The sequence below is a fragment of the Pseudomonas sp. UME65 genome, assembly GCF_014170225.1.
Classification (GTDB): domain Bacteria; phylum Pseudomonadota; class Gammaproteobacteria; order Pseudomonadales; family Pseudomonadaceae; genus Aquipseudomonas; species Aquipseudomonas protegens.
In genome coordinates this window covers 458,940-481,015 of record NZ_LZZQ01000014.1, presented here as the reverse complement: position 1 = coordinate 481,015, position 22,076 = coordinate 458,940, and the positions used below count along the sequence as shown (strand labels likewise).

Here is a 22,076-nt window from a genome sequence, read left to right as displayed (position 1 = left end):
CCGGCGAAGGCGGGCCGGGCAGCGATGCAGGGCCGTGGTCAGTTCGCCGGCACGTCGGCCCCAGCAGGGGATCGGGTGTTATGCAAGGTGCTCGGGTTTCACCGGGTCGCCGGGCTTGACGTCCAGTTGCTTGCGTACGTCCTCGAACATTTCGTCGTAGTACTTGTGCATCGAGGCAATGCTGGCGCTCTTGGGCAGGCCGTGCTGCTGGGCGAGGCGGGTGGCGTGGCGGGCGAAGTCGAAAGCCAGGTCCTTGGCCAGGAAGAACTGCTCCTTCAGGGACTTGTCTTCGATGGTGCCGTGCAGGGTGAACAGCATGCCCTTGCCCTCCTTGGGGTCGTGGGCCACTTCGTAGTCAATGCACAGGTTGTAGCTGAAGTCGTCCTTGTTCAGCGCATGGCGCTCGATATGCAGGTGACCGGGCTCAAACGTGGCCATAGGCTTCTCTCCTCCAGGGCTTTGAAATGAGGGCAGGCGCCGGGCCTGCCCAGAGTTTTCACTGCAAGCGTCTTACAGGTAACTGATGCCAGGTTGCGCGGTGCTGATGCGGGTGCCGGCCTTGCCCTGGACGATCGCTTCGATGTCCGAGAGTGAACCGATCACTGCGGTTTTGCCAGTGTGCCGGGCAAATTCGCAGGCGGCCTGGACCTTCGGCCCCATGGAGCCGGCGGCAAAGCCCAGCTTCTCGATTTCGTCCGGGTGGGCCTGGCCGATGGCCTTCTGGGTCGGTTTGCCGAAGTCGATGAACGCCGCGTTGACGTCGGTGGCGATCACCAGCAGGTCGGCTTCCAGTTGCTCGGCCAGCAGCGCCGAGCACAGGTCCTTGTCGATCACGGCCTCGATGCCCTTGAGCTTGCCGTCCTCGCCGTACATGGTGGGGATGCCGCCACCGCCGGCGCAGATCACGATGCTGCTTTTTTCCAGCAGCCACTTGATCGGACGGATCTCGAAGATGCGCTTGGGTTTCGGGCTGGCCACTACCCGGCGGTACTTGTCGCCATCCGGGGCGATGGCCCAGCCTTTTTCCTTGGCCAGCTTCTCGGCTTCTTCCTTGCTGTAGACCGGGCCGATGGGCTTGGTCGGGTTCTTGAATGCCGGGTCCTTGGCGTCCACTTCCACCTGGGTCAGCAAGGTGGCGAACGGCACCTCGAAGTCCAGCAGGTTGCCCAGTTCCTGTTCGATGATGTAGCCGATCATGCCTTCGGTCTCGGCGCCTAGCACGTCCAGCGGGTAGGGCGAAACCTGGGTGTAGGCCGCCGCTTGCAACGACAGCAGGCCGACCTGAGGGCCATTGCCGTGGGCAATCACCAGTTGGTTGCCGGGGTGGATCTTGGCGATCTGTTCGGTGGCGATGCGGATGTTGGCGCGTTGGTTGTCCGCGGTCATGGGTTCACCACGGCGGAGCAGGGCGTTACCGCCCAGTGCAACGACGATACGCATAATGCAGTCCTTCTAGAGTCCGGTGCCGGCGCCGCCTGGGCGGCGCCGGTGCTGGAGGGGGATTACAGGTCGGCCAGGGTCGAAACCAGGATCGCCTTGATGGTGTGCATGCGGTTTTCCGCTTGCTCGAAGGCGATGCAGGCGGGCGACTCGAACACGTCGTCGGTCACTTCAATGCCGTTGGCCAGGTGCGGATACTGCTCGGCGATCTGCTTGCCGACCTTGGTATCGCTGTTGTGGAAAGCCGGCAGGCAGTGCATGAACTTGGTCCGTGGGTTGCCGGTGGCTTTCATCAACTGGGCGTTGACCTGGTAGGGCAGCAGTTGCTCGATACGCTCGGCCCAGGCTTCCACCGGTTCGCCCATGGAGACCCAGACGTCGGTGTGAATGAAGTCCACGCCCTTGACCGCGGCTTTCGGATCCTCGGTGAGGGTGATGCGGGCACCGCTTTCCTCTGCGTATTTCTTGCAGCGCTGCACCAGGTCGTCATGGGGCCACAGGGCCTTGGGCGCGCAGATGCGCACGTCCATGCCGAGCTTGGCGCCCACCAGCAGCAGAGAGTTGCCCATGTTGTTGCGCGCATCGCCCAGGTAGGCGTAGCTGATCTCGTGGATCGGCTTGTCGGCGTGCTCACGCATGGTCAGCACGTCGGCGATCATCTGGGTCGGGTGGTATTCATCGGTCAGGCCGTTGAACACCGGAACCCCGGCGAATTTCGCCAGTTCTTCGACGATTTCCTGCTTGAAGCCGCGGTACTCGATGGCGTCGTACATGCGCCCCAGCACTCGGGCGGTGTCCTTCATGCTTTCCTTGTGGCCGATCTGCGAGGAGTTGGGGTCGATGTAGGTGACGTTGGCGCCCTGGTCATAGGCCGCCACTTCGAAGGCGCAACGGGTACGGGTCGAGGTCTTTTCGAAGATCAGGGCGATGTTGTTGCCCTTGAGGTGCTGCTGCTCGGTGCCGGTGTACTTGGCGCGCTTGAGGTCGCGGGACAGGTCCAGCAGGTAGCGCAGCTCACGTGGGGTGTGGTGTTCCAGGCTCAGCAGGTTACGGTTGTGGATGTTGAAAGCCATGATGGATCTCCTTTGATTTCGGTCGTCCACTTGCCGAGGCCCTTTGTAGGGGCAACGGCAAGCTGCTATGTCGGATAGGGCGCTTAGTAGTCGATCGGGTCGCGGATGATCGGGCAGGTCATGCAGTGGCCGCCGCCACGGCCCCGGCCCAGTTCGCCGGCGCTGATGGTGATGACCTCGACCCCGGCCTTGCGCAGCAGGGTGTTGGTGTAGGTGTTGCGGTCGTAGCCGATGACCACGCCGGGTTCCACGGCCACCACGTTGTTGCCGTCGTCCCATTGCTCGCGCTCGGCGGCGAAGGCGTTGCCACCGGTTTCCACCACGCGCAGGGCCTTGAGGTTGAGGGCCTTGGCCACGGTGTCGAGGAAGCTGGTCTCCTCGCGGCGCACATCGATGCCGCCCGGCTTGCTTTCGTCAGGGCGCAGGCTGAAGGCGACGATCTGGCTCACCACTTCCGGGAAGACCGTGACCAGGTCGCGGTCGCAGAAGCTGAACACGGTGTCCAGGTGCATCGCCGCGCGGGATTTCGGCAGGCCGGCGACGATCACGCGCTCCACGGCCTTGTGCTTGAACAGGTTCAGCGCCAGTTGGCCGATGGCCTGACGCGAGGAGCGCTCGCCCATGCCGATCAGGACCACGCCGTTGCCGATCGGCATCACGTCGCCGCCTTCCAGGGTGGCGTTGCCGTGTTCCTGGTCCGGATCGCCGTACCAGATCTGGAAGTCGGCGTTGGTGAACTCGGGGTGGAACTTGTAGATGGCGGTGGTCAGCAGGGTTTCCTGACGTCGCGCCGGCCAGTACATCGGGTTCAGGGTCACGCCGCCGTAGATCCAGCAGGTGGTGTCGCGGGTGAACTGGGTGTTGGGCAGCGGCGGCAGGATGAAGCTGGAGTGGCCGAGGAAGTCGCGGAACATCTCGATGGTCTTGCCACCGAAGCTGGTGGGCAGGTCATCGGCCGATACACCGCCGATCAGGTACTCGGCGACCTTGCGCGGCTCCAGGCTGCGCAGCCACGAACCGACTTCGTTGACCAGGCCCAGGCCGACCTGGTTGGCGGTGATCTTGCGCTCCAGAATCCAGTCCAGGGCTTCGGGCATGGCGACAATGTCGGTCAGCAGGTTGTGCATTTCCAGCACATCGATATCCCGCTCACGCATCTTGGTGACGAAGTCGAAGTGGTCGCGTTTGGCCTGGGCCACCCACAGCACATCATCGAACAGCAGTTCATCGCAGTTGTTCGGGGTCAGCCGCTGATGGGCCAGGCCTGGGGAACAAACCATGACTTTGCGCAGTTTGCCGGCTTCGGAATGTACGCCGTACTTAACTTTTTCCGTGGTCATTACTGTGATCCTCCAGAGACAAAACAATCGGGGGTGTTGCTAGAGCTATAGGGTCAGGAAGCCGTCGTAGAGTCCGTAGGCCGCCACCAGGGCGCCTATGACCACTGCGGCAAAAATCAGCTTCTCGACGTTGGTGAAAATCGGTTTGTGCAGTTCCATCTTGGCCTTGGCGAACAGCACCACGCCGGGGGCGTAGAGCAGGGCCGAGAGCAGCAGGTACTTGACCCCGCCGGCATACAGCAGCCAGATCGCGTAGAGCAGGGCGATGCTGCCGATGATCAGGTCCTTCTTGCGTTCGGCCAGGGCCTGTTCATAGCTTTCGCCGCGCACCGCCAGCAGTACTGCGTAGGCCGCCGACCACAGGTAGGGCACCAGGATCATCGAGGTGGCGAGGTAGATCAGCGACAGGTAGGTACTGGCCGAGAACAGGGTGATGACCAGGAAGATCTGCACCATGGCATTGGTCAGCCACAGGGCGTTGGCCGGTACGTGGTTGGCGTTCTCGCGGCGCAGGAACTCCGGCATGGTGTGGTCCTTGGCGGCGGCGAACATGATTTCCGCGCACAGCAGCACCCAGGACAGCAGCGCCCCCAGCAGCGAGATGATCAGGCCGACGCTGATCAGTACCGCGCCCCAGTGGCCCACCACATGCTCCAGCACTGCCGCCATGGACGGGTTCTGCAGCTTGGCCAGTTCCGGCTGGGTCATGATCCCCAGGGACAGCACGTTCACCAGCACCAGGAACAGCAGCACGGTGATGAAGCCGATGACGGTGGCCTTGCCCACATCCGAGCGTTTCTCCGCCCGGGACGAGAAGATGCTCGCGCCCTCGATGCCGATGAACACCCACACGGTGACCAGCATCATGTTGCGCACCTGGTTCATCACGCTGCCCAGGTCCGGATTCTTCACGCCCCAGATGTCGGCGGTGAAGATATCCAGCTTGAAGGCGAACAGGGCGATCAGCACGAACAGCAGCAGCGGCACCACCTTGGCAACCGTGGTCACCAGGTTGATGAAGGCCGCTTCCTTGATGCCGCGCAGCACCAGGAAGTGCACGGCCCAGAGCAAAACAGAAGCGCCGATCACGGCCGCGGGGGTGTTGCCCTCGCCGAAGATCGGGAAGAAATAGCCCAGGGTGCTGAACAGCAGGACGAAGTAGCCGACGTTGCCCAGCCAGGCGCTGATCCAGTAACCCCAGGCCGATGAAAAGCCCATGTAGTCACCGAACCCGGCCTTGGCGTAGGCGTAGACGCCGCCATCCAGATCAGGTTTGCGATTGGCTAGAGTTTGGAAGACGAAGGCCAGGGTCAACATGCCGACAGCGGTAATTGCCCAACCAATAAGAACAGCACCAACATCGGCGCTGGCGGCCATGTTTTGCGGTAAGGAGAAGATCCCGCCGCCAATCATGGAACCCACTACCAGGGCGACTAAGGCGCCCAGTCTTAGTTTACCGGGGGATTCAGACATTGCATGACTCCAATGCAGGAGAAGAGAGACGTCAGAGTAAATCTGCTTGCAATCCGAACAGCTGACTCAGATCAGTTCATTACTGCATTCCGTTGTGAATGAATGACTTAAGATTTGTTGCGAGGGGTAGAATGCTGCCCGGAGAGGGCCATTCCAGACAGGTTTCGATCTCCTTATCAGTAGCGGTTCTCATTGCCGACGACGTTTGAAACTAGACCCTTTTGGGGAATGTGCAAATCTTTCAGCGGCATTGATTAATCACTTGGTAGTGATGGCACTTAGTGCATATACATAACAAAACAGTCGGTTATTCAGGGCTTTCTACGGGGTGTACAGACGCCCGTTGCTTAAAGGATAAATAATTGACTGTTACTGTTAGACGCAAATTTGTAGAAGTTATTTAATAGCGTGTAGCTTTAATCGCCAGATCGACTCACTGAAGCAGAGGTAGGGATGTCACAACCGGCGCAGAAGCTGCAACTCGGTGCATTGATCGCCCTGGTGGTGGGTTCCATGATTGGTGGCGGGATCTTCTCGCTGCCGCAGAATATGGCGGCCCGGGCCGATGCCGGAGCGGTGCTAATCGGCTGGGCCATCACCGCGGTGGGGATGCTGACCCTGGCCTTCGTCTTCCAGACTCTGGCCAACCGCAAGCCGGAGCTCGATTCCGGGGTCTACGCCTATGCCAAGGCCGGGTTCGGCGACTACATGGGCTTTTCATCGGCCTGGGGTTACTGGATCAGTGCCTGGCTGGGCAACGTCGGCTACTTCGTCCTGCTGTTCAGCACCCTGGGCTATTTCTTTCCGGTGTTCGGCCAGGGCAATACCCCGGTGGCCATCGGCTGTGCCTCGGTCCTGCTGTGGGCCGTGCATTTCCTGGTGTTGCGGGGGATCAAGGAGGCGGCGTTCATCAACCAGCTGACCACGGTGGCGAAGATCGTGCCGCTGGTGATGTTCATCGTCATCGCTGCCGTGGCATTCAAGGCGGATATCTTCACCCGGGATATCTGGGGCCGCAGCAACCCGAACTTCGGCGGGGTGATGGACCAGGTGCGCAACATGATGCTGGTGACGGTGTTCGTGTTCATCGGTATCGAGGGCGCCAGCGTGTATTCGGCCCGGGCGCAGAAGCGCGCCGATGTCGGGCGGGCCACGGTGATCGGTTTTCTCGGGGTGCTGGCGCTGCTGGTACTGGTCAACGTGCTGTCGTTGGGGATCATGAGCCAGCCGGAGCTGGCGCAATTGCAGAATCCTTCCCTGGCGGCAGTGCTGGAGCATATCGTCGGCCCCTGGGGCGCCTTGCTGATCAGCATCGGCCTGGCGGTTTCCCTGCTGGGGGCCTTGCTGTCCTGGGCCTTGCTGTGCGCCGAGATCCTCTACGCCACCGCCCGGGACCGGACCATGCCGGCGTTCCTGAAGAAGGAAAACGCCAACCATGTGCCGGTCAATGCCTTGTGGCTGACCAACGTGATGATCCAGATCTTTCTGCTGATCACCCTGTTCTCTGCCGGCACCTACACCAGCCTGATCTACCTGGCGTCGTCGATGATCCTGGTGCCCTACCTGTGGTCGGCGGCCTATGCGGTGCTGCTCAGCGGTCGCGGGGAAACCTACGAGCAGGCCTCCCGGGAACGCAAGAAGGACCTGTTCATCGCCACCGTGGCCCTGAGCTACGCCATCTGGCTGCTGTACGCCGGCGGCTTGAAGTACCTGCTGCTGTCGGCCTTGTTGTATGCGCCGGGGGTGATCCTGTTCGCCAAGGCCAAGCATGAGCAGGGCGAGCCGTTGTTCACCCCGCTGGAAAAACTGATCTTCGCGGCCGTGGTCATCGGCGCCTCATTGGCGGCCTATGGCTTGTACAGCGGCCTGCTGGCGCTGTGATTCATCACCTGCCCTACCAGGGCGCCTACGACTGGCCGGCGATGCTGGGCTTTCTCAGGGCCCGCGCCATCGAAGGCCTGGAGGTGGTGCAGGGCGATACTTATGCCCGCACCTTCGCGCTGGCGGGCGGGCAAGGCATCTTGAGTGTCTGCCCGGGGCCTGCAGGCCATTTGCAGGTGCAGTTGCAGGGGGCCGAGCAGGCCCTGCTGCCCCAGGTGCTGGCGCGCTTGCGCCGGCAATTCGATCTGGACGCGGACCTGTCCCTGATCAACCGCCATCTGGCCCGTGATCCGCTGCTCGCACCGTTGCTGGCGGCACGCCCGGGCCTGCGAGTACCCGGGGCCTGGGACGGTTTCGAGCTGGCCATTCGCGCCGTGCTGGGCCAGCAGATCACCGTGCAGGGCGCGATCCGCCTGGCGGGCAAGCTGGTGGCGGTGCATGGCCGGTTGCTGGCCAGTCCCGACCCGCAGTGGCCTGGTTTGACCCACCTGTTTCCCACTCCCCAGGTGCTGTCCACTGCCAACCTGGCCGACCTGGGAATGCCCCGCAGCCGGGCACGCACGCTGTCTGCCGTGGCCCAGGCCTTGCTCGACGATCCACTCCTGTTCGAACCCAGGGCCAGCCTGCAACAGGGGGTGGAGCGCCTGTTGCAATTGCCGGGAATCGGCGATTGGACCGCGCAATATATCGCCCTGCGCCAGTTGCGCGAGAGCGATGCCTTTCCGGCGGCGGACGTAGGCCTGTTCAACGCTATGGCACGTCTGCAGGGGCTGCGGCCCAATGCCCGCCAACTGCTGGCCCGGGCCGAGGCCTGGCGGCCGTGGCGCGGTTATGCGGCGCAGCATTTGTGGGCGGCCATGGGCTGAAACGGTCCGCCGGTTCCTACGGGATCAACTGCCAGCCAGGGCCTTCACCACCATCTGGGGCGATGGGCGCCTAGGGCGGTGGCCGGGCAACTCCACTGCACCGGCGTTCCATTGATGTGCAACGGCACCCGCAGGCGCCGCGCCGGCCCCCAAGGGGTCTGTTCCAGCACCAGCCCCTGATCCTCGTGGTCTTCGGCGCGCAGTGGAGTTTCGGCGGTTGCTGACGGGGAATGATCAACCAGCAACTGGGCGGTACGGGCCAGGGACAGGCGCGCCGATGCGCCCTGCTCGCCGCTCAGGGACCGGGTCAGTGCCCGCAGGGCGCTGGCTGCCATCAGGTAACCGGTGGCGTGATCCAGGGCCTGGACCGGCAGTGGTACAGGCCTGTCCGCGGCTTTCCAGGCCATGCCGGCTTCGGCGATGCCGCAGCTCATCTGCACCAGGCTGTCGAAGCCCCGGCGGTTGCGCCAGGGGCCGCTCCAGCCGTAGGCATTGAGGCTGACTTCGATCAGCCCCGGAGCGATTTTCTGGCGTGCCTGGGCGTCATAACCCAGGTGTTCCAGGGCATCGGCGCGGTAGCCATGCAGAAGCAGGTCGGCCTGCGCCAGCAGGCCTTCGAACAGGGCACGCTGCTCAAGGTCGTGCAGATCGAGGCGCGCGCAGCGTTTGCCCAGGGTCACCTCCGGCTCCAGGGCCGGCTCGTTCCAATGTGGCGGATCGATGCGCAACACCTCGGCCCCGAGCCCCGCCAGCAGGCGGCTGGCCACCGGGCCAGCCAGGACCCGGGTCAGGTCCAGTACCTTGAGCCCGGCCAGGGGCCGGTCGACGCGACCGCTCCAGGCCCTGTGCCGCTGATCGGCCTGGGGCAGCCAGTGCACCAGGGGTTCGCTGTTTACCGCCTGGCCCTGGGGGTGGGCCTGCCACTGCGCCCAGCTGCGCATCTGCGCGGCACAACCGCCCTGGTCGACTATCGCCTGCTCCAGTTCCAGGGCGTTCCAGGTGGCCACTTGGGCGGCCATGGCCGAGCGTTCGGTCACCGCTCCCAGCACCCGTTCGGCGGCGGCCCGGTGGTGAGGTGCGTTGGTGTGCAGGCGAATCCAGCCGTCGCGGCTGGCGTAGTCGCCGGCAATCGGGTCCCAGGGTGATGGCAGGCTCCAGCCCTGCGGGCGGATCGAGCTGGCGAACCAGAACGAGGCCAGGCGCCGGTCGACGCTGACCTCTGGCAGGCGTCCGGTCTGGCTGTACAGGAGTTCAGCGACTGCCTGCCCGGCAGCGGCAATGCTGGCGCTGGCCAGGTCGGTCGCGGCGAAGGCCGAGGGCAGGGCGCCCTGGCCGGTTTGCCGGATGCTTGATGACGCCAGGCCCAGCGCGGCCTGGATGGATGCGAGTAACTCGGTCATGGCCCACTCCGCGGATCAGGGGAGGGCATTGCACCCTGAAACTGCCGCGGCTGTCGATCACCCCTGGTCATCGGCCGCGGCTGGCGCCGGAGCAGCGCTTACACGCGGAACTGATCCATGAGTTTCATTTGCTGGGTCGCCAGGGCATTGAGCTGGCTGCTGACCTGGGCCGACTCACTGGCCTGTTCGGTGAGGGTTTCGGTCACGGTGCGAATCGCCGAGACGTTGCGGTTGACCTCTTCGGCCACCGCGCTCTGCTGCTCGGCAGCGCTGGCGATCTGCAGGTTCATGTCGCTGATCACGGTGACCGCGTCGCTGATCTTGCCCAGGGCCTGGACTGCCTGCTGGATCTGCCCGGCATTGTTCTGCGCCTGGCTCTGGCTGGCGTGCATGGTGGTCACCACATCCCGGGTGCCGCTCTGGATGCGTTCGATCACCACGCGGATTTCCTCCACCGAGTCCTGGGTGCGCTTGGCCAGGTTGCGCACTTCATCGGCCACCACGGCGAAACCGCGGCCGCTTTCCCCGGCGCGAGCCGCTTCGATGGCGGCGTTGAGGGCCAGCAGGTTGGTCTGCTCGGCAATACTGCGGATCACTTCCAGCACCGACCCTATCTGTTCGCTGCTCACCGCCAGGGCTTCGACTTCCCCCACCGCCTTGCTCACCTCGTCGGCCAGCAGGCTGATGTCCCGGGTGCTGCGCTCGATGATGGTCATGCCTTCCTTGGCCGACTGGTCTGCGCCACGGGCGGCCTGGGCGGCATTGGAGGCACTGTTGGCAACATCGTGGGCAGTGGCGCTCATTTCGTTGGAGGCGGTGGCCACTTGATCGATTTCGCGGAACTGCACCTGCATGCCTTCACTGGTCTGGCGGGCGATCTCCGAAGACTGGTCGGCGGTGCCCCGGGCTTCGGTGATGCTCTGCTTGATCTGGGCGATGGTCGGTTGCAGCTTGTCGAGGAAGCGGTTGAACCAGCCCACCAGTTCGCCGAGTTCGTCTTTCTTGCTGTAGTCCAGGCGCTGGGTCAGGTCGCCGTCGCCGCTGGCGATGGCCTTGAGCATCTGCGCCACGCTGTTGATCGGGCGGGTCACGCCCGAGGCACTGAGCCAGATCAGCAGCAGGCCCAGCAGGCCGGCGCCGACGGCCACCAGTACGGTTTTCACCGTGCCGCTGGTCTGGGCCTCATCCAGCAGGCCTTGCAGTTTTACCGAGTCTGCCAGCAGCACTTGTTGCGGCAGGTCGATGGTGACGCCCCAGGGCTTGGCATCGGCAATCGGGCTGAAGGGGTAGACCGCGCGGATCAGTTCGCCCTGTTGCAGGACCTTGTTCTGGTTGCCGGCGAGCAGTGCGAGGATGTCCTTGCCCTGGGCGCCGAGGGTTTCGTTGATGTTCTTGCCGACCTGGCTGGCGTCGGCGCCCACGGCCGCCAGCAAGCCGCTGCCGGCGACGATCATCATGTGCCCGGCACCGTTGAACAGAAAACGCTGGGATTCGCCGGCCGCGGCCTGCAGGGAGTCCAGGGCGATGTCGACGCCAATCACCCCGATGACCTTGCCGTCCACCAGCAAGGGCTGGGAGATGGTGGTCATCAGCACCTGTTTCTTGTCCTCGCCGATGGTGTCGGCGTAGGGGTCCAGCAGGCAGGTACGGCGGCTGTCGCGGGGGCAGGTGTACCAGACGTTGTAGGGGGTGCCGCTGAGGTTGAGGGTGGTCTTGGTCAGGTCGTCTTCCACCATCACGGTGTTCAACTGCTGGCCCCCGGATCGGCTCCAGTAGGTGGCGAAGCGCCCGCGTTCGTTGGAAGCACGGGCTGCGTCATTGAGAAATTCGCTGTCCTTGCCATCCAGGGCGTTGGGTTCGTAGGCCAGCCAGATGCCGAGCACTTTGGGATTGCGCTCGAAGGCGGTCTTCAGGCTGTGGTTGAGCTCTTCGCGCAGTGCCGCAGCTTCCAGGCCGCGCTTGCTCGCCATGTCACGCAGGTCGCGTACCTGGTCCGCCAGGGCGGTGATCACCAGGTTGCTTTCACCGAAGGTCTTCTGCACCCGTACTGCCTGGTCGGCGGCCTTTGCCTGCAGCAACTCTTCGACCCCGGCGGTGAGCATCCGCGTGCTGGAGGTGTTGACCAGTTGGTTGTTCTGCTGGCTCTGGTACAGGTTCATGCCGACGATCAGCGCCACTACGCCCAACAGGCACAGTCCGGACAACAGCACTATTTTCAGGCGAATGGAGAGAGAGTCGAACATGGGGGCGATCTCGCGAAAGGACGGATGGAAAGCACGGAATCGGATGACTCCGGTCGCCAAGTCCATTCAGCGCTATGCCCGGAACATCGGCTCGGGCGGCCTTTGCGTGAGGGGCTGCCGACGAACGGTCATGTCCTTGACATATATGGCCTCAGGGGCAAGGGCATAGCTGCCAGCGGGCGCAGGTCAGGAGGCCTGCGGCAGGGCTTCGGGGCGTGACCAGATCCACAGGTTGCCCAGGGTCATGCCGGCAATGGCGGCATACATCGTCCAGTGATGGTTGAGCAGGGTCAGCATCAACCCGGCACACAGCAGCATGCTGACCGTGGCGCTGACCTTGGCCTTGCGGCTGACGATCCGGCCGTTGCGCCAGTTGCAGAGGATAGGCCCGAACAGGCGATGGTTCTCCATCCAGGCGCTTAGCCGTGGCGAGCTCTTGGTGGCGGCCCAGGCAGCGAGCAGGATGAACTCGGTGGTCGGCAGGCCGGGTACGACGATGGCGATCAGGCCGATGGCCAGGCTGACATAGGCCAGCGCGCCAAACAGCAGGCGGGAAATCTTCGACGAGGAGGGGCGAGTGGGGGTCATGGTTTCGATGATGAGGTAACGCGTCGTACGGCTCAATCCGCGAATGCCGCCGGCCGACAAAATACCGCTGCGGGCAGGGGCACGCCTTGGCGCGCCACCTGCCCGCAACTACGCGGGTCAGGCCGGTTGTGCGGCGCCGGAGTAAGCCTGTTCCAGCAGCACGGTGAAGCGGTTGAAGGCATCCAGGGCACCTTTTTCCGCCGCGGCTTCTTCTTCGGCGGTGAACTCCAGGCCGTCGAGGATGCGGGTGAAGGTTTTCCAGCCTTCGGCGCGGCCACCGGCCGGTTCGCCCAGGTGACGGGCACCGAAGGTTTCGCTCAGGCCCAGGCCCACGGCGCGCTTGATCAGGAACGCGGCACCCAGCTTGGAGCCCTCGGAGACGAAGATCCAGCCCAGGGCTTCGGCCTGGCTCGGGTTGCTGACGGCACCGGCCACTGGCGCAGGAACCTCGGTTTCCAGGTCAGCCAGGTCAGCCTTGGCAGCTTCGGCGCGGCAGCGCTCGGCCAGGTCCGGGACGATCTTGTTCAGTTCGGCATCGTTGTACAGGTCCACCAGTTCCGACTGGAACAGGTACTGGGCCACCACGAAACGGGCGAATGCGCCCTGGGTTTCGAAGGGCGCATGGGCCTTGACCAGGGCGTCGAGCTTGGAATGGGGCTCGTGGGTGATCTGGTTCAGGCGTTGGGAGCGCAGGTGGTGACGCTGGGAGGAATCCTGGGAGGTCATGCAGATGTCCTTGAGAATGAGAGGCACTTAGTGACTAGACGAACAAGAAGACGCGACACAGTAAAAAATCCTCACTGCCCTGGATGAAAAAGGGCAGTGAGGTGTCCAGGCGTCAGATATCCCACACCAGGTTGACCGAGAAGTTGCGGCCTGGCTGGGTCAGGCGGTCGAGGTTGGCGGGTGCGGTCTGGCCGGCTTCGCCGACGCTGTCGTAGCCGCGCACGTCGTCCCAGTTCCAGTATTTCTTGTCGGTCAGGTTGTACAGGCCGGCGTTCACGGTCAGGTCGTCAGTGACCTTGTAGAAGCCGCTGAGGTCGAGGATGCCGTAGCCCGGTGTCTTGAACTGGCCGCTGGTGGTGCGGCCATCCGGGGCCTTGAAGGTACTGTTGTCGACCCGGTCCTTGCGTTTGACCAGGGTCCAGCTCAGCAGCGCGCCATAGTTGTCCTGGTCGTAGCCGAGACCAAACACGCCCTTGAGCGGGTTGACGCTGTTGATCGGTTCGCCGTTGTCATTGTTGCGACCGTAGGCGTAGGCCAGCGAGCCGATGCTGTACAGGCCCTGTGGTGCACCGAAGGCATCGAGGTTGAGACGGCCCCTGGCTTCGGCGCCCTTGATGGTGGCGTGTTTGATGTTGTTGCTCTGGATCACCGATTGCAGCGCGCCGGCGGTGATGGCGTCTTCGTTGATGAAGTCGCGGTACTGGTTGTAGAACACCGAGACATCGAAGGAGCCGGCGTCGAAATTACCTCGCAGGCCGGTTTCGTAACCTTTGCTGGTTTCCGGCTTGAGGTTGGAGTTGGGCTCGACGATGTACCCGGTGGTGATGTTTTCAAAGCGGCCGTAGAGCGCCTTGGCCGACGGCGTGCGGAAGCCCTCGGAGTACTGGCCATAGGCCGTGTAGTGCTCGTCGAAGCTGTAGGTCAGGCCGAACTTGGGCGAAACCCGATGCCAGGTCTTCTTGTCGTCGCTGACCGGAAAGTTGCCGGTGGGGTTGGCGACATTGAGGAACTCCTGGGTCAGCTTGGGCTTGAGTTGGGTGTAGTCATAGCGCAGGCCCGGAGTGAAGGTCCAGGCGTTCCAGCTGATCTGGTCCTGGACGAACAGGCTGTAGGTGTTGATGGTCGGGTCCGGGAAGTCGCTGGACTTCTTCACGCTGTCACCGGCAGAAGGGCTCGGCGCGCCAATCGCGGTACAGCCGGCACCGACGGCCAGGCAACTGGCGGTGCCATAGCGCGAGCCCGTGACCTTCTGCTGCTTGAGAGTGGTGCCGTAGGTCAACTGGTGATCGGTTTCACCCAGGGCGAAGGCCTTGTCCAGCTGAGCGTCGAACACCCATTGTTTTTCCTGGTACAGGGTTTTCCGCTCACGCTGCACGTCACGCGCCACCGGGCTGAAGATCGACACCGGGTTGTAGCGCTCGGAGGTGGTCTGGTCGGTCTTGGCGATCTGGTAGTTCAGGCTCCACTTGATCTGGTCGGCGATCGGCGAGTTCAGGGCAAAGCTGTTTTCCAGGCCGAAGCGTTCGCGGGTGATGGTGTCGTTGCCGACGCGCGAGCGATACCAGTTCTGGCCAACGCCATTGAGGAACAGGCCGCCCACCGCACTTTTCTGATTGGTGTCGCGGTCGTCCTTGTACTTTTCGTAGGTCAGGCCCAGGCGTGCGTCGTCCGCATAGTTCCAGCCGAGCTTGGCCAGTACGTTGGTGGTCCGGGCGTCTTCCGGGTTGGCGGCAGTGCGGTTCAGGCCGGTGCCGTTGTTGCTGCCATAGGACTCGGTCTCGTGGCCGTCACGCTGGCTCAGGTGCAACAAACCGTCGAATTCGCCGACCCGCCCGGCGAAGGTGCCGGATTTCAGCCAGCTTTCGTCCGCCGAGCTGTAGCCGGTCTTCAGGCGCGCGCCAAAATCCTCGCCGGGCTTGATGATGTCGTCGGCGTCCAGAGTGTAATAACTGACGGCGCCACCGATGGCGCTGCTGCCGTAGAGCACCGAGGCCGGGCCACGCAGGATTTCCACGCGCTTGACGATTTCCGGGTCGACGTAGTTACGGTTGGTCTTGGCATAAGGGCCGCTAAAGAAGTGATCCGGCACTTCCACGCCGTCCACCTGGGTGAGGATCCGGTCGCTGTCGATACCACGGATGTTGTAGCCGCTGATACCGGCACGCTGGCCTGCACCGCCGACTGAAACACCAGGCTCATAACGCACCAGTTCCTTGATCGTGTTGACGTTCTGGCGGTCGAGTTCTTCCCGGGTGTGCACGCTCACGGTGCTGGGTACCGAGTTGATGTCCTGCTCCTGACGGGTGGCGCTGATGGTCACCTGCTGCAGGTTCACCACATTGGCTGCGCTGCGCTTTTCCAGAACGATGTTGTTGTTGCCCAGCTTGCGGTAGCTCAGGTTGGTGCCGCTGAGCAGCCGATCCAGGGCCTTTTCCGGTGGCAGCGAACCGCGCACGCCCGGAGAGGACACCCCGCTGCCCAGCTCCGCCGGCAGGCCCACTTGCCAGCCGGTGACCGCAGTAAAGGCGTTGAGCGCCGATACCAGCGGCTGCTGGGCGATAGCGAAGTTGTAGTTGCCCATGCGCTGGCTGGAGGATGCCGGGGCATCGGCGGCCATCACGGGGGCAGCGTGGGCGCCGGCCAGCAGGATGGCTGCGGTCAGCAGCGACAGGGTGCAGTTTTGCAGGCGGGCACAGGGAACAGGGGATCGGCTGTTGAGGCGAGGGGACATCGAGAGCGCTCCGGGTCGCACGAAACTTTTATAGGTGCAGATACGCATTCAAAATGCGAATCAGTTGCATTGGCTATAACGAGACGTACGACCCGTAGAGATCGCGTAAAAATAATTGTTCTCAGTTGAGAATCACTAGTGCCGGGAACTCGGAAAGCCGTGCCGAAGTGATGTGGGCCAGGGAACGCACCACGTCCAGAGGCTGATCCAGGCGGTAGTTGCCGGTTACCGCGACCTTTGCCAGGTGTTCGTTGTTGTTGACGATCCAGCCCGGGTAATAGCGCCGCAGTTCGGCCAGGACCTGGCTCAGGGGGCAGTTCTCGAACACCAGGCGGCCCTGGACCCAGGCCAGCTCCTTGTCGGCGTCGAGCCTGGCCGGCTGGTCGAAGCCCTGGGGCCCGACCCGCACGCTTTCCCCGGCGCGCAGGCGCAGGCGCTGGTCGGCGTGGGTGGCGCGCAGGTCGATGTCACCGCGCTGCACCTGGACTTGGGCCACGCCGTCCAAGTAGCGCACGGCAAAGGTGGTGTCGCGCACGCTGGCCTTGACCGGGCCGGCGTCCAGTTCCAGGGGCAGGCCGCGATTGCCGGGGATCTCGAAGAAGGCTTCGCCCTGGTACAGCCGGGCCACGCGCTGGTGATCGTTGATGTCGCTGGAAAAGGCCGAGTTGGTGTTGAGCAGCACCTTGGAACCGTCTTCGAGCTGCAGGCGCTGGCGCTCGCCGACCTGGGTCAGGTGGTCGGCCTGCAGGCGCAGCGGCAGGTTGCTGAAGCTGAATAATCCGAGCAGCAGCACCGCGGCGGTGGCCAGGGGTTTCCAGTGGGGGCGCAGGCGCGCCAGGCGCGAGACTTTCGGTGGCGCTGCCAGGGTCAGGGCGCATTGCGCCACTTGCGGGCCATTCCAGATCGCCTGGGCCTTTTCGAAGGCCTGGGCGTTGAGTGGTGAAGCCGCCAGCCACTGATGAAACTGGCGCACTTGTTCCTCGTTCGGATGTTCCAGCTCGATCAGCCAATCCAGTGCCTGATCCATGGCCAGGGTGCTTGAGTGCGGGCCGGCAGGGGTGGGCGGCTCGGCGCTGTGAAAATCCGTCACGGGTGTTCCTCGGCTGCGTCTGTGCGCGGCTGTTTTTTCAAGAGAGAGCGAAAGCCGGCCAAGGTTAACAAAGGCTCGGGGCTGCCGCAGTCATTCTGCTCAGCGGTTGAGACTCACTGGCCGTCGAGACGTTCGGCGACGCCGATGCAGATGGCCATGATCAGTTTCAATTCCTTTTGCACCGTGCTCAGTGAAACCCCGAGCTCCTCGGCGATCTCCTGGTAACTGTGGCCGTGCAGGCGGCTGAGGATGAAGATCTGCTGCTGGCGCGGGCTGAGCTGGCCGAGGCTGAGGTTCAGGCGTTCCAGCATCTGCTCGGCGTGGGCTGCGTCTTCGGCACTGCTGACGGGCGCGGCGACATTCTCCACCACCTCCGGCGGTACGTCTTCGAGCAGGGTGCGGCCCTGGATGCGCCGGGCCCGCAGGTGATCCAGGGCGAGGTTGCGCGCGGTCTGGAAGACAAAGGGTTCAAGGTGCGTGATCGGCCGCTCGCTCAGGGCCCGGGTCACGCGCAGGTAGGTTTCCTGCAGCAGGTCTTCGGCGGTGCTGTGGTTGTTGACCATCCGCTCCAGCGTTCGCAGCAGAGAAATGCGTTGGGTGAGGAAGACGTGGTTGAAGTGCGATTGACTCACAGCAAGGCCTGATCCATTTTTTCAGCAGATGATAATGATTGTCATCTACGTCAATGGTCAAGCCTTGCGTGAATTATCCTCGGCCGGCCAGGTAGGCCTGATAGTCGGGAATCCGGTGCTCATGGGCCTGGTTCATCAGCGGGCTGCTGAGCAGGTAGTCGGCGCTGCACTCGTTGCAGGCCACCGGAATGTTCCATACCGCCGCTACCCGCAACAGGGCCTTGATGTCCGGATCATGGGGCTGGGGTTCGAAGGGGTCCCAGAAGAACACCAGCAGGTCGACCCGTTGCTCGGCAATCTGCGCCCCCAGTTGCTGATCGCCGCCCAGGGGGCCGCTGATCATGCTTTCCACCGGCAGCCCCAGGTGCTTGCTCAGCAACAGGCCGGTGGTACCGGTGGCAACCAGCTCGTGCTCGGCCAGGCGCGCCTTTTGCCGCCCGGCCCACTCCAGCAGGAACGCCTTGCAGTGGTCATGGGCGACCAGGGCGATGCGCTTGCGCGCGGCCATGGTCTTGTGGGTGAAACTGATACCGATCATCGACGAATATCCGTTTTATTCCGCGTTGCACAGGGCCAGGCAGTTATCCAGCATGCGGTTGGAGAAACCCCACTCGTTGTCGTACCAGGCCAGCACCTTGAGCAACCGGCCACCGCTGACCTTGGTGTGGTTGGCGTCGAAGATCGACGACAGCGGATTGTGGTTGAAGTCGCTGGAGACCAGCGGCAGGGTGTTGTAGCCGAGGATCGTCGAGTGCTGGCTGGCGCTCTTGAGCAAGGCATTGACCTCTTCGGCGGTGGTGTCGCGCTTGAGGGTCACCGTCAGGTCCACCAGGGACACGTTGATCACCGGTACTCGCACGGCCATGCCGGTCAGCTTGCCAGCCAGCTCCGGCAGCACCAGGCCCACCGCTTCGGCAGCGCCGGTCTTGCTCGGGATCATGTTCTGGGTGGCCGAACGGGCGCGATAGGGGTCGCTGTGGTAGACGTCGGTGAGGTTCTGGTCGTTGGTGTAGGCGTGGATGGTGGTCATCAGGCCGTTGTCGATGCCCAGCTCGCGGTGCAGTACCTGGGCCACTGGCGCCAGGCAGTTGGTGGTGCACGAGGCGTTGGAGATGATCTGGTGCGACTGGCGCAGGATGTCGTGGTTGACCCCGTAGACCACGGTGGCGTCGGCGCCCTTGGCCGGGGCCGAGATGATGACCTTGCGGGCACCGGCGGTCAGATGGGCGGCAGCCTTGGCGCGGTCGGTGAACAGGCCGGTGCATTCGAACACCACGTCGATCTTCTCCGCGGCCCAGGGCAGTTCGGCCGGGTTGCGGATGGCGCTGACGGCAATCCGGTCGCCATTCACGGTGAGGCTTTCCTGATCGTGTTCGACTTGGGCGTCGAAAGTGCCGTGCACGGTGTCGTATTTCAGCAGGTGGGCATTGATAGCGCTGTCTCCGAGATCGTTGATAGCGACGATCTGCAGATCCTGGCGATAGCCTTGGGTATAAAGTGCGCGCAGGACGTTACGGCCGATACGGCCAAAACCATTGATTGCGATTCGAAGAGTCATGTGCAAACGCCTGTCGTTGAATTTGTTGTTGGAATTACAAGATTATTCGCATAGAAATAGAAAACAAGCCTTTTTAGTGGCAATATTTTGTCTTATCTACAACGAGTGACCTGAATCAACTGGTCCAAATGGTCAGAAACATCCTCCGCTGTCCCTGAGCGGTGGCGCGTCTGATCAGCATAGACAAACAGGTCGCCACATCCGTTAGCCTGGAGTTCTACACATGCATCCCCGCGTTCTTGAGGTCACCGAACGGCTTATCGCCCGTAGTCGCGCCACTCGCCAGGCCTATCTCGCGCTGATCCGCGATGCCGCCAGCGACGGCCCGCAGCGGGGCAAGCTGCAATGTGCGAACTTCGCCCACGGCGTGGCCGGTTGCGGCACCGACGACAAGCACAACCTGCGGATGATGAATGCGGCCAACGTGGCAATTGTTTCGTCATATAACGACATGTTGTCGGCGCACCAGCCTTACGAGGTGTTCCCCGAGCAGATCAAGCGCGCCCTGCGCGAGATCGGCTCGGTGGGCCAGTTCGCCGGCGGCACCCCGGCCATGTGCGATGGCGTGACCCAGGGCGAGGCCGGTATGGAACTGAGCCTGCCGAGCCGTGAAGTGATCGCCCTGTCTACGGCGGTGGCCCTCTCTCACAACATGTTCGATGCCGCGCTGATGCTGGGGATCTGCGACAAGATTGTCCCGGGGTTGATGATGGGCGCCCTGCGCTTCGGTCACCTGCCGACCATCTTCGTTCCGGGCGGGCCCATGGTCTCGGGCATTTCCAACAAGCAGAAAGCCGACGTGCGCCAGCGTTACGCCGAAGGCAAGGCCAGCCGCGAGGAACTGCTGGAGTCGGAAATGAAGTCCTACCACAGCCCCGGCACCTGCACTTTCTACGGCACCGCCAACACCAACCAGTTGCTGATGGAAGTGATGGGCCTGCACCTGCCGGGCGCCTCTTTCGTCAACCCCAATACACCGCTGCGCGACGCCCTGACCCATGAGGCGGCGCAGCAGGTCACGCGCCTGACCAAGCAGAGCGGGGCCTTCATGCCGATTGGCGAGATCGTCGACGAGCGCGTGCTGGTCAACTCCATCGTTGCCCTGCACGCCACGGGCGGCTCCACCAACCACACCCTGCACATGCCGGCCATCGCCCAGGCGGCGGGCATCCAGCTGACCTGGCAGGACATGGCCGACCTCTCCGAGGTGGTGCCGACCCTGTCCCACGTCTATCCAAACGGCAAGGCCGATATCAACCACTTCCAGGCGGCGGGCGGCATGTCGTTCCTGATCCGCGAGCTGCTGGAAGCCGGCCTGCTCCACGAAGACGTCAATACCGTGGCCGGCCGCGGCCTGAGCCGCTATACCCAGGAACCCTTCCTGGACAACGGCAAGCTGGTGTGGCGCGACGGCCCGATCGAAAGCCTGGACGAAAACATCCTGCGCCCGGTGGCCCGGGCGTTCTCTGCGGAGGGCGGCTTGCGGGTCATGGAAGGCAACCTCGGTCGCGGCGTGATGAAGGTTTCCGCGGTGGCCCCGGAGCACCAGATCGTCGAGGCCCCGGCCGTGGTGTTCCAGGACCAGCAGGACCTGGCCGATGCCTTCAAGGCCGGCCTGCTGGAGAAGGACTTCGTCGCGGTGATGCGCTTCCAGGGCCCGCGCTCGAACGGCATGCCCGAGCTGCACAAGATGACCCCCTTCCTCGGGGTGCTGCAGGACCGCGGCTTCAAGGTGGCGCTGGTCACCGACGGGCGCATGTCCGGCGCTTCGGGCAAGATTCCGGCAGCGATCCATGTCAGCCCCGAAGCCCAGGTGGGTGGCGCGCTGGCCCGGGTGCTGGACGGCGATATCATCCGCGTGGATGGCGTCAAGGGCACCCTGGAGCTTAAGGTAGACGCCGCAGAATTCGCCGCCCGGGAGCCGGCCAAGGGCCTGCTGGGCAACAACGTTGGCACCGGCCGCGAACTCTTCGCCTTCATGCGCATGGCCTTCAGCTCGGCAGAGCAGGGCGCCAGCGCCTTTACCTCTGCCCTGGAGACGCTCAAGTGAAACTGGCCCTGGTCGGTGATATCGGTGGCACCAACGCGCGCTTCGCGTTGTGGAAAGACCAACAACTGGAGGCGATCGAAGTCCACGCCACCGCGGACTACAGCTGCCCGGAAGACGCCATCAAGGCCTACCTGCGGGACCAGGGGCTGGCCCTGGGTGCCATAGGTTCGGTGTGCCTGTCGGTGGCCGGCCCGGTCAGCGGCGATGAGTTTCGCTTCACCAACAACCACTGGCGCCTGAGCCGCCAGGCTTTCTGCCAGGCGTTGCAGGTGGACCAACTGCTGTTGGTCAACGACTTCTCGGCCATGGCCCTGGGCATGACCCGCCTGCAGCCGGATGAATTTCGCGTGGTCTGCGAAGGCGTTGCCGAGCCCTTGCGCCCGGCCGTGGTGATCGGCCCGGGCACGGGCCTCGGGGTGGGCACCCTGCTGAACTTCGGCGACGGTCGTTACATGGCCTTGCCGGGAGAGGGTGGGCATGTCGACCTGCCCTTGAGCAGTGCGCGGGAAACCCAGCTCTGGCAGCACATTCACGACGAGATCGGCCATGTCAGCGCCGAGACCGCCCTCAGCGGTGGCGGCCTGCCCCGGGTGTATCGGGCGATCTGTGCGGTGGACGGCCATGAGCCGCGGCTCGAGACTCCGGAGGCCATCACCGCGGCCGGCCTGGCCGGCGACCCGATCGCCCGGGAAGTGCTGGAGCAGTTCAGCTGCTGGCTGGGCCGGGTGGCGGGCAACAACGTGCTGACCACCGGGGGGCGTGGCGGGGTGTACATCGTCGGTGGGGTGATTCCGCGCTTTGCCGATTTCTTCATCCGCAGCGGCTTTGCCAAGAGCTTTGCCGACAAGGGTTGTATGAGCGATTACTTCAAGGGCATCCCGGTGTGGCTGGTGACCGCGCCCTATTCCGGGCTCACCGGTGCCGGCGTGGCCCTGGAGCAGGCCCAGGGCTGACGCCACCCTGGCAGGCGACCCGGCATCAGGCA

The 22,076-nt window shown here is 63.6% G+C and carries 18 protein-coding genes; 4 read left to right on the top strand and 14 right to left on the bottom strand.

The window, feature by feature from the left end; all coding sequences use genetic code 11:
• Positions 1–78 precede the first annotated feature (78 nt).
• From A9971_RS22335 to arcD (A9971_RS22315), 5 genes are all read right to left on the bottom strand, one after another.
• Positions 79–438, bottom strand: a complete 360-nt coding sequence (locus A9971_RS22335) for a DUF5064 family protein (protein WP_183000005.1) — start codon at positions 436–438, stop codon at positions 79–81.
• Between the two features lie 72 nt (positions 439–510).
• Positions 511–1,440: a carbamate kinase gene (gene arcC, locus A9971_RS22330; RefSeq protein ID WP_011062891.1), complete on the bottom strand. Its 930-nt coding sequence runs from the start codon at positions 1,438–1,440 to the stop codon at positions 511–513.
• A gap of 62 nt (positions 1,441–1,502) precedes the next feature.
• The gene (locus tag A9971_RS22325; RefSeq protein WP_025126828.1) at positions 1,503–2,513 is read right to left on the bottom strand and encodes an ornithine carbamoyltransferase; all 1,011 of its coding nucleotides are present in this window, start codon (positions 2,511–2,513) and stop codon (positions 1,503–1,505) included.
• A gap of 83 nt (positions 2,514–2,596) precedes the next feature.
• Positions 2,597–3,853, bottom strand: coding sequence for an arginine deiminase (gene arcA / locus A9971_RS22320; protein WP_011062889.1), 1,257 nt, complete (start codon positions 3,851–3,853; stop codon positions 2,597–2,599).
• Between the two features lie 45 nt (positions 3,854–3,898).
• Positions 3,899–5,326, bottom strand: a complete 1,428-nt coding sequence (gene arcD, locus A9971_RS22315) for an arginine-ornithine antiporter (protein WP_011062888.1) — start codon at positions 5,324–5,326, stop codon at positions 3,899–3,901.
• Positions 5,327–5,779: 453 nt separating this feature from the next.
• Here arcD (A9971_RS22315) and arcD (A9971_RS22310) point away from each other — a divergent pair, with 453 nt between their 5' ends.
• Together arcD (A9971_RS22310) and A9971_RS22305 are read left to right on the top strand one after the other, a co-directional pair.
• Entirely contained in the window at positions 5,780–7,207 is a 1,428-nt protein-coding gene (arcD, locus tag A9971_RS22310) for an arginine-ornithine antiporter (protein ID WP_011062887.1), read from the top strand.
• Positions 7,204–8,073, top strand: coding sequence for a DNA-3-methyladenine glycosylase (locus A9971_RS22305; protein ID WP_123472894.1), 870 nt, complete (start codon positions 7,204–7,206; stop codon positions 8,071–8,073). Before arcD (A9971_RS22310) ends, A9971_RS22305 begins: the two co-directional genes overlap by 4 nt.
• 44 nt (positions 8,074–8,117) lie before the next feature.
• Here A9971_RS22305 and A9971_RS22300 read toward each other — a convergent pair whose 3' ends face one another.
• The 9 genes from A9971_RS22300 to gap form a co-directional block, all read right to left on the bottom strand.
• The gene (locus tag A9971_RS22300) at positions 8,118–9,473 is read right to left on the bottom strand and encodes a CoA transferase (protein ID WP_183000004.1); all 1,356 of its coding nucleotides are present in this window, start codon (positions 9,471–9,473) and stop codon (positions 8,118–8,120) included.
• Positions 9,474–9,571: 98 nt separating this feature from the next.
• Entirely contained in the window at positions 9,572–11,716 is a 2,145-nt protein-coding gene (locus tag A9971_RS22295; RefSeq protein WP_011062884.1) for a methyl-accepting chemotaxis protein, read from the bottom strand.
• Between the two features lie 186 nt (positions 11,717–11,902).
• Positions 11,903–12,304 (bottom strand): YbaN family protein, encoded by a 402-nt coding sequence (locus A9971_RS22290; protein ID WP_011062883.1) that lies wholly within the window; start codon positions 12,302–12,304, stop codon positions 11,903–11,905.
• A gap of 117 nt (positions 12,305–12,421) precedes the next feature.
• Complete coding sequence (locus tag A9971_RS22285) at positions 12,422–13,030, bottom strand: biliverdin-producing heme oxygenase (RefSeq protein ID WP_011062882.1); 609 nt, start codon at positions 13,028–13,030, stop codon at positions 12,422–12,424.
• 112 nt (positions 13,031–13,142) lie between these two features.
• Positions 13,143–15,761, bottom strand: a complete 2,619-nt coding sequence (locus A9971_RS22280; protein ID WP_053153416.1) for a TonB-dependent receptor — start codon at positions 15,759–15,761, stop codon at positions 13,143–13,145.
• 121 nt (positions 15,762–15,882) lie between these two features.
• Positions 15,883–16,851 carry a FecR domain-containing protein gene (locus A9971_RS22275; protein WP_011062880.1) on the bottom strand — a complete coding sequence of 323 codons (969 nt, stop codon included), beginning with the start codon at positions 16,849–16,851 and terminating at the stop codon, positions 15,883–15,885.
• A 113-nt stretch (positions 16,852–16,964) separates the two neighbouring features.
• A complete protein-coding gene (locus A9971_RS22270) occupies positions 16,965–17,483 on the bottom strand; it encodes an RNA polymerase sigma factor (protein WP_183000003.1) in 519 nt (172 codons plus the stop codon).
• A gap of 73 nt (positions 17,484–17,556) precedes the next feature.
• Entirely contained in the window at positions 17,557–18,021 is a 465-nt protein-coding gene (locus tag A9971_RS22265) for a methylglyoxal synthase (protein WP_011062878.1), read from the bottom strand.
• A 15-nt stretch (positions 18,022–18,036) separates the two neighbouring features.
• On the bottom strand, positions 18,037–19,041 hold the full coding sequence (gene gap / locus A9971_RS22260) for a type I glyceraldehyde-3-phosphate dehydrogenase (protein WP_011062877.1): 1,005 nt from the start codon (positions 19,039–19,041) through the stop codon (positions 18,037–18,039).
• A gap of 223 nt (positions 19,042–19,264) precedes the next feature.
• Between gap and edd the strand changes: the two genes are divergently transcribed.
• Together edd and A9971_RS22250 are read left to right on the top strand one after the other, a co-directional pair.
• Positions 19,265–21,091, top strand: coding sequence for a phosphogluconate dehydratase (gene edd / locus A9971_RS22255; RefSeq protein WP_011062876.1), 1,827 nt, complete (start codon positions 19,265–19,267; stop codon positions 21,089–21,091).
• On the top strand, positions 21,088–22,044 hold the full coding sequence (locus A9971_RS22250; protein WP_183000002.1) for a glucokinase: 957 nt from the start codon (positions 21,088–21,090) through the stop codon (positions 22,042–22,044). Before edd ends, A9971_RS22250 begins: the two co-directional genes overlap by 4 nt.
• The last annotated feature ends 32 nt before the right edge of the window (positions 22,045–22,076 follow it).

What these genes read in the sequence shown, in the direction of transcription:
- A9971_RS22295 (WP_011062884.1), bottom strand. Translation starts at nt 11,716, where the DNA reads ATGTTCGACTCTCTCTCCATTCGCCTGAAAATAGTGCTGTTGTCCGGA.
- A9971_RS22325 (WP_025126828.1), bottom strand. Translation starts at nt 2,513, where the DNA reads ATGGCTTTCAACATCCACAACCGTAACCTGCTGAGCCTGGAACACCAC.
- edd (WP_011062876.1), top strand. Translation starts at nt 19,265, where the DNA reads ATGCATCCCCGCGTTCTTGAGGTCACCGAACGGCTTATCGCCCGTAGT.
- A9971_RS22285 (WP_011062882.1), bottom strand. Translation starts at nt 13,030, where the DNA reads ATGACCTCCCAGGATTCCTCCCAGCGTCACCACCTGCGCTCCCAACGC.
- A9971_RS22265 (WP_011062878.1), bottom strand. Translation starts at nt 18,021, where the DNA reads ATGATCGGTATCAGTTTCACCCACAAGACCATGGCCGCGCGCAAGCGC.
- A9971_RS22300 (WP_183000004.1), bottom strand. Translation starts at nt 9,473, where the DNA reads ATGACCGAGTTACTCGCATCCATCCAGGCCGCGCTGGGCCTGGCGTCA.
- arcD (WP_011062888.1), bottom strand. Translation starts at nt 5,326, where the DNA reads ATGTCTGAATCCCCCGGTAAACTAAGACTGGGCGCCTTAGTCGCCCTG.
- A9971_RS22290 (WP_011062883.1), bottom strand. Translation starts at nt 12,304, where the DNA reads ATGACCCCCACTCGCCCCTCCTCGTCGAAGATTTCCCGCCTGCTGTTT.
- A9971_RS22335 (WP_183000005.1), bottom strand. Translation starts at nt 438, where the DNA reads ATGGCCACGTTTGAGCCCGGTCACCTGCATATCGAGCGCCATGCGCTG.
- arcC (WP_011062891.1), bottom strand. Translation starts at nt 1,440, where the DNA reads ATGCGTATCGTCGTTGCACTGGGCGGTAACGCCCTGCTCCGCCGTGGT.
- gap (WP_011062877.1), bottom strand. Translation starts at nt 19,041, where the DNA reads ATGACTCTTCGAATCGCAATCAATGGTTTTGGCCGTATCGGCCGTAAC.
- arcD (WP_011062887.1), top strand. Translation starts at nt 5,780, where the DNA reads ATGTCACAACCGGCGCAGAAGCTGCAACTCGGTGCATTGATCGCCCTG.
- arcA (WP_011062889.1), bottom strand. Translation starts at nt 3,853, where the DNA reads ATGACCACGGAAAAAGTTAAGTACGGCGTACATTCCGAAGCCGGCAAA.
- A9971_RS22280 (WP_053153416.1), bottom strand. Translation starts at nt 15,761, where the DNA reads ATGTCCCCTCGCCTCAACAGCCGATCCCCTGTTCCCTGTGCCCGCCTG.